The sequence below is a fragment of the Longimicrobiaceae bacterium genome, from assembly GCA_035696245.1.
GTDB lineage: Bacteria > Gemmatimonadota > Gemmatimonadetes > Longimicrobiales > Longimicrobiaceae > DASRQW01.
On sequence record DASRQW010000437.1, the window covers coordinates 1 to 6,859 of the forward strand.

Below are 6,859 nucleotides of genomic sequence, written 5' to 3' on the forward strand. Positions count from 1 at the left end.
TCTCCCGCTTGCGGGGGAGGGGCCGGGGGAGGGGGCATCTCTCCGCAGCCCCACCACCTCAGCACCACGCGTACCTCTACCGAAAAACCACCGGAAACGGCGCGATTTCCGAACGCCGGATCGATGACACGACGGCATACAACCTCCACGGCGCCCTCAGCCCGACCTGGCAGAGGCGCCGTGTGTCGTGCTCGGGATTGCGCTTGCAAGCCGCCGGGCGGCTCAGGTGGTGGCGAGCGAGGGCGATGGCGGGACGGCGGAGATGAAGCGGCGGACCTCTTCGACCACGCGGTGCGGGGCGACGGGCTTGAGCAGGAAGCCCGCACAGCCCGCCTCGGCGGCCTCGGCGCGCACGGTGCCCAGGGCGTGCGCGGTGAGCGCGACCACGGGGATGCCCGCCGTGCGCGCGTCCAGCTTGAGGCGGCGCGTCACCTCCAGCCCGTCGAGCACGGGGATGGAGATGTCCATCAGGATCAGCGCCGGCCGCACGCATGTGGCCCGGTCCACGGCTTCGAGGCCGTCGCACGCCTCCACCACCACGAAACCGTGGTGCTCCAGGATGATGCGGTAGATGAGGCGGTTGTCGTCGTTGTCCTCGACGAGCAGGATGGTGCTTGCCACGTGAAGGATGCCGGCTGGGGAGCTTCGGCCCGGCGCCGGAGCGGCGGCGGGCGTGTGCCGGAGCACGGGCCGGGAGGCCCGTTCGGCACGACGGAAGAGGGTTGCGATGCAATGGGTTGCGCGGATTGCAAGATGCCGTGATCGAAGGGGCGCCACAAGGCGTTCCGGTAGCACGCGCGGAACGTGGTTTGCAGGTGTGACAGGTGGATGGAACAGTGGCATCCCTGGCGCGGAAACATTCGGCGCCGTGGCCAGGTGTTTGCACGTCACCGCGCGCCGGTTTGCGAAGTCGCATGCCGGCACGCGGCGCCAGGAGCCCTCCCCGGCTCCCGGCCGCGGGGGGTGCAAGACCTCCCGCGGGCCCGTTTCTCCACGGGGATGGAATCTCCCTGAATGTCGCCAGACAGCTCGATCCGCAAGTTCGTAGAAGGCCTTCGCGTGCGCGCCCACGACCTGGGCGAGCGCGCCGACGGGTCGTCTCCCGAGGCGCGCCCGCTCGTACGCGAGGCGATCTCGGACCTCCAGGTCGCCCTCGAGGAGCTTCAGGTCACCGCCGAGGAGCTGCGGGTGCAGGGCGAGGCCCTGGCCGAGATGCAGGGCGACGCCGAGGCCGACCGCGCCCGCTTCGCCGACCTCTTCCGCTTCTCGCCCGACGCCACCGTCGCCACCGACCCGCAGGGCCTGATCCGCGCCGCCAACGTGGCCGCGGCGCAGCTGCTGCGCCTGCGCGACGGCGAGCTCACGGGCAAGCCCTTGGCGGTGTACGTGGCCGACGAGGAGCGCCGCGCCTTCCGCGCGCGCATGGCCGGCCTGGCGCAGGGCGACTCGGCACGCGGGTGGGAGCTTCGCCTCCAGCCGCGCGGCGCGCTGCCGGTGACCGTGGAGGTCTCCGCCGGCCCGGCGACCGTGGCGGGGAGCCCGCTGCTCCTGTGGAGCCTGCGCGACGTGACCGACCGGCGCGTGGACGAGCGGGGCCGCGCCGAGACGGCCGAGACGGCGCGCATGCTGATCGAGGCGGCGCCGCTGCCCGTGGCCGCCATGGACGTGGACGGCACCGTGATGGTGTGGAACCGCGCGGCCGAGCGCCTGCTGGGCTGGACCGAGGACGAGGTCGTGGGCCGCCGCAACCCCGCGCTCCCGCCCGAGGCCCAGCCCGGCGAGGAGGGCACGCCCGCGGTGCTGGCGGGGCGCCGGAAGGCCGGCGGCCCGCTGCCCCTGCGCGTGCTGGCCGCGCCCATGCGCTCGGCCGACGGGCAGCCGCGCGGCACGGTGGTGGTGATGGTGGAGGCGACCGAGGAGGGCGACGCCGACTACGAGGCGTCGCAGACGCAGGGCCCGGCGGCCGGCGACCCCGGCGAGCGCCGCCCGTGGACGCGCGCCGAGGCGCTTCGCACGCTGCTCGCCAGGCCTGTGGAGCGCCCGCACGACATCGTGGACCGCCTGCGCGGGTGGATCGCCTCGGGCGTGAGCCTCGGCTACCTGCACCCCGGAGACCGGCTGCTCAGCATCCGCGAGATCTCGCAGGAGAGCGGCGTCGACCACCGCAACGTGAGCGCCGCGTACCGCACGCTGGGCGCCGAGGGGGTCGTGGAGGTGCGCAGCCGCCACGGGGTGTACGTTGGCGAGGGCGCCGGCGCCGGCCCCGCCCAGCGGCCGCTTGGCGAGACGGGCGAGTGGGTGGCCCGCCTGCTGGGCGAGGCCGCCGAGCTGCAGGTGAAGGTGCCGCTGCTGCCCGAGCTGCTGCGCGAGTGGACCGGCAGCACCCGCGTGTCGTGCGCCTGCGTGGAGAGCACCGAAGACGACCTGGCGGCGCTCGCCACCGAGCTGCGGCAGCAGTGGGGGCTGGAGACCTTCGCGGTGCCCGTCGGCGCATCGCCCGAGCCCGCCCGCGCCGGGCGCTCGCCGGAGACGGCGCTGCTGGACGAGCTGCGCGCCGCGGACCTGATCGTCACCACGCCGTTCCACGCGCCGCTGGCCCGCGCGGCGGCACGGGCGCTGGGCAAGCCGCTGGTGGTGGCGCACGCCAACCCGGAGATGGTGGCCGCCGTGGAGGACCGCCTGGCGCGCGGCCCCCTCACCGCGGTGGTGGCCGACGCCGCCTTCGGCGAGCGCCTGCGCGCCATCCGCGGCGCTGCGGACCCGTCGCGCCTGCGCATCGTCCTGGCGTCCGACGCCGAGGCGCTGGCCGCGCTGGACCCGGCCGCCCCCGTGCTGGTGACGCGCGCCGCCCACCAGAAGCTGCGCGGCGTGCCGCTCCGCCTGCTGGTGCCGCTCTCGCCCTTCCTCTCCCCCGCTTCGCTCCGCGACATCGGCGCGGTGCTCATCCGCCGCAACATGGAAGCGTCGCGCGGAGTGTGATCGCGACTCGGCGGACGGCGAGGTAGATCGAAAGAGGGGCCGAGCATCCGCACGATGCTCGGCCCCTCCTCGGTTGGAATCGTCCAACGACCCGGTCGCGGTGCTCAGGCGGCTTCGCTGCGGAGAGGCGCCCCCTCCCCCGGCCCCTCCCCCGCAAGCGGGAGAGGGAGAACTGCTTGCAGCATTGGGTTTTAGCGCGCTTTCGGAATCGTACCGGGGGAACGGGGAGCCGATTGGTCGCTGCTCGGCCGTGAATCGGCTCGCTCTGACGGCTGACTCGGCCTCTGCCTCGTCCGCCGGAGTCATCCCGCCAACGCGTCGAGCACCTTGATCCCCAGCCCGATCAACGCACAACCCTCACCCCCGCCGGGATCTAGCTCCCCTCCCCCAGGCAGTTTTGGGGGAGGGGCTGGGGGAGGGGGCCCACCTCCGCCCTCCACACCATCACCCACCCGCCCGTTACGCCAGCCGCGGCAGCTCCGTGGGGAGCGCGGCCCACTCTTCCATCACCAGGACGACGCCGCGCACGTCGCGGTCGCGGCCCAGGAGCGGCGAGCAGGTGACGCGGCAGCGGATGTTGCGGCCCCGGCGGTTGCGCGCCTCCAGCACCAGCTCCTGCACGTCTTCGGCGCCTTCCAGGCAGGCGCGCACGGGAGCCTTGAGCTTGGCGACGGCCAGGCCGATGTCCTCGTCCAGCAGCGGCCTTCCCTCCACCTCTCCGGCGCGAACGCCCCACAGCTCCTCGGCGCGGTGGTTCCACACGCGCACCCGCAGCTGCCGGTCCAGCACCACCACCCCCGCGCGGAGCGATGCGAGGATGGAGGTCATGTAGGCGTTGACCTCGCCCAGGTCGTGGGTGCTCTGGCGAAGCTCGTCGTTGATGGTCGCCAGCTCCTCGTTGGTGCCCTGGAGCTCCTCGTTGGTGCTCTGGAGCTCGCCGTTCATCGTCTCCAGCTCCTCGTTCGTCGTGTGCAGCTCCTCGCCGGTGGTCTCCAGCTCGTCCACCGTGCGCTTCAGCTCCTCGTTGGTGGTCCGCAGCTCCTCGTACGTCTTCTCCAGCTCCTGCCTGGCGTCCTGGAGCTGCGCCTGGAGATGGTGGAGGGGGGTCACGTCGGTGAAGCCGACGCTCACGCCCAGGTACAGGTCGCCGTCGTGCAGGGGAAGCAGCTGCACGTCGTAGAAGCGCTTCCGGCCGTCTTCGGCCGTGTGCGGCACGCCTGCCACGCACAGCGCCCGCTGCCCGGCCGCCACCTCTTCCAGGCGCGGGCGCAGCTCCATGGGCGAGTACGACACGCGCAGCGAGTGCAGCGGCTTGCCCACGTCGCTCGCAGCGATGCCGAAGAGGGCGCAGGCCGCGTCGTTCGCCATCGCCAGCGCGCCGTTGCGGTCCACGACGATGCGCGCGGCGGGCTCCGCGCCGAACGCCGCGTCGCGCAGGCGCGGCTCGGGAACGCCGGTGCCCCGGCCGCGGCCCAGCAGCAGCGCCTGCTCGCGCGCGTCCGCGCGCGGGGGGCGGGTGAAGATGCGAGCCTTGAGGTGCGCGGGCGCGAGCAGGCTGGCGTGGTTGCGCATCATCTCGGCCTTGCCCAGGAAGATGACGCCGCCGTCGCGCAGGGCGAAGTGGAAGCGTGCCAGGATGCGCGCCTGCACCTCGGCGTTGAAGTACATGAGCGCGTTGCGGCACACCAGCAGGTCCAGCTGCGAGATGGGCGCATCCTGCACCAGGTCGTGCCGTCCGAAGATGACCATGCGGCGCAGGTCGGCGCGGAAGGCGAAGCGGTCGCCCCGGGGCTCGAAGTACCGCGCCCGCAGCTCCGCCGGCACCTCCTCCAGGTCCCGCACGCAGTACGTGGCCTGCCGGGCGGTGGCCAGCGCGTCCTCGTCCACGTCGGTGGCGTAGACCTTCACCTGCTCCTTGAAGCGCTCGATGCCCAGCATCTCCGCCAGCACCATCACCAGCGTGTACGCCTCCTGCCCCGTTGCGCACCCGGCGGACCAGACGCGGATGTGCTCCCCCGGACCTTTGCGCTCGACGATGGCGGGCAGGAACTCCGTGGCCAGCGCCTCCCACGCGTCGGGGTCGCGGAAGAAGGCGGTGACGTTGATGAGAATGGTGTTGAACAGCTGCTCGAACTCGTCCGGGTGGACCTCCAGGTAGTCCAGGTACGCGTCGTAGCCCGTGACGCCCACCTCGCCCATCCGGCGGTCCACCCGGCGCGCCAGCGACGAGCGCTTGTAGCCGGTGAAGTCGAATCCCCGCGTCCGCTTGAGATACTCCAGAAGGTGCTCGAGCGAGGGCTCGGTCTCGGTCATGTCGCTCGTGTTCCCGTTCGGGGGACGGCTATTGCGTTTGCGGAACTCCGGAGGCCGGCGCAGGCCGCCAAATGTGCCGGGGAGGCCGTGTGCCGGTATGCAGGGTGCGGGCCGCCAATATGCGCCCGGGCCGGCCGCGAAGTCAATGGGATCGAAAACGTATCTTGTTGTCACTTCGGCGGATGCGGCAGAGGTGGTACACCGGCGGTCGTGCGGGGTATGGGTGCGGCCGGGGCAGCACGCGGCTTGCCGCCGTTCCGGCGCAATGCGGCCGGGGCGGAGCACGCCGGCAGCGACTTGGGAACCGAGGGGATGAGGACATCTTGACCGGACACGACATCATCGTCATCGGCGCGTCGGCCGGGGGCGTCGAGGCCCTGATGCGGATCGCGGCCGAGCTGCCGGGGAACCTGGCGGCGTCGGTCTTCGTGGCGGTCCACCTTCCCAGCGGGGTGAAGAGCGCGCTGCCGGACATCCTGAACCGCGCCGGCCCCCTGCCCGCCGCCCACCCGGTGGACGGCGAGGAGATCGAGCCGGCGCGCATCTACGTGGCCCCGCCGGACCATCACCTGCTGGTGGAGCCCGGCCGCGTGCGCGTGGCCCGCGGCCCGCGCGAGAACGGCCTTCGCCCGGCGGCAGACCCGCTCTTCCGCAGCGCGGCGGCTGCGTACGGCGGGCGCGTGGTTGCCGTGGTGCTCACCGGCAACCTGGACGACGGCACGGCGGGGATGCGCACCGTGGTGGAGGCCGGCGGCGTGGGCGTGGCGCAGGACCCGGCCGAGGCGCTGTACCCCGGCATGCCCACCAGCGCCATCGCCGCGGGCGTCGTGCGGCACGTGACGCCAATCGCCGGGGTGGCGCCGCTGCTGCGGCACCTTGCCGGCCTGTCGGCGCACGGCGCGGGGCCGGTGCAGCCCCTGGCCGTGCAGGAGGCCGCGATCGCGGCGATGGACGCCGACGCGCTGGCGAGCGACGACCGGCCCGGCGAGCCCAGCCCATTCGCCTGCCCGGAGTGCGGCGGCGTGCTCTTCGGGCTGGACGAGGGCGGCAGCCCGCGCTTCCGCTGCCGCGTGGGCCACGCGTACGGGCCGGACTCGCTCCTCACGCACCAGGCCTATCAGGTGGAGGCGGCACTGTGGACGGCGTACCGCGCGCTCAAGGAGCGGGCGGCGCTCTGCCGCAGCATCGCACGCCGCAGCGCGGAGCGCGGCCAGGCACAGCTGGCGGAGACCTACCGCGAGCAGGCCCGCGACGCCGACGAGAAGTCGCTCTCCCTCCACCACGCCATCGCCGCCGGCCTCGGGCGCGCCCAGATCCCCGGTCCCACCGTGGACGACGCGGACGCCCTCGCCGACGATGGCGCCCAGCGTCTTCGCGGCATCGCCCGCGGCGGCGAGTAGCCATCCGCTGGGGCCCCCTCCCCCAGCCCCTCCCCCAAAACTGCCTGGGGGAGGGGAGACCAGAAGCGCGCGCCGAGACGTCTTCGCGCGTTGATCCCGCGACGTCATCGGACGCACAAGTCTAACGCCCGCTGCGAATTAGCCCCCTCTCCTGCTGCTAGGGACGG

The 6,859-nt window shown here is 73.2% G+C and carries 4 protein-coding genes; 2 read left to right on the top strand and 2 right to left on the bottom strand.

Annotated elements, in window-relative coordinates:
* Positions 1–222 precede the first annotated feature (222 nt).
* Entirely contained in the window at positions 223–621 is a 399-nt protein-coding gene (locus tag VFE05_19635) for a response regulator (protein ID HET6232296.1), read from the bottom strand.
* A gap of 393 nt (positions 622–1,014) precedes the next feature.
* On the opposite strand from VFE05_19635, the gene VFE05_19640 reads away from it, so the two are divergent.
* Entirely contained in the window at positions 1,015–2,979 is a 1,965-nt protein-coding gene (locus VFE05_19640; GenBank protein HET6232297.1) for a PAS domain S-box protein, read from the top strand.
* A gap of 459 nt (positions 2,980–3,438) precedes the next feature.
* On the opposite strand, the gene VFE05_19645 is transcribed toward VFE05_19640, so the two are convergent.
* Complete coding sequence (locus VFE05_19645) at positions 3,439–5,292, bottom strand: CheR family methyltransferase (protein ID HET6232298.1); 1,854 nt, start codon at positions 5,290–5,292, stop codon at positions 3,439–3,441.
* A gap of 323 nt (positions 5,293–5,615) precedes the next feature.
* Between VFE05_19645 and VFE05_19650 the strand changes: the two genes are divergently transcribed.
* The gene (locus VFE05_19650; protein HET6232299.1) at positions 5,616–6,692 is read left to right on the top strand and encodes a chemotaxis protein CheB; all 1,077 of its coding nucleotides are present in this window, start codon (positions 5,616–5,618) and stop codon (positions 6,690–6,692) included.
* Positions 6,693–6,859: the final 167 nt, after the last annotated feature.